Annotated in this window: 1 protein-coding gene; it reads right to left on the bottom strand. The window is 68.1% G+C overall.

Features of this window, described 5'->3' with window-relative positions; all coding sequences use genetic code 11:
- Positions 1–276, bottom strand: a 276-nt coding sequence (locus SB751_RS30040; RefSeq protein ID WP_410749026.1) for a malonate decarboxylase subunit alpha, incomplete at both ends; no start/stop codon positions are given.

Genomic DNA, 276 nt, shown 5'->3' with positions numbered 1-276 from the left:
CAGATCGGCCATGCTCTTCGCGGCCAGCAGCGAACGGGTGGCTTCGCCGCGCTGAATGCCGAGGTCCTCCGGCAACGCGACGAAGCCGTCGCGGCGCAGCGTCGCGAGTTTGTCGGCGCTGCTCGTGAGGCCGATGGGCGTCACGCCCGCGACCGCCGCGATCATCTCCTTGCGATGTTCGAGCGAGCGCGCCTTGTACAGATAGGCGATGCCTTCCTCGGTGAGCACGTGCGTGACGTCGTCGCCGTAGATCATGACCGGCGCGAGCGGCATGCC

This window comes from Cupriavidus sp. SIMBA_020, from assembly GCF_046535395.1.
Classification (GTDB): domain Bacteria; phylum Pseudomonadota; class Gammaproteobacteria; order Burkholderiales; family Burkholderiaceae; genus Cupriavidus; species Cupriavidus campinensis.
This window is presented reverse-complemented; position numbering and strand designations above follow the sequence as displayed.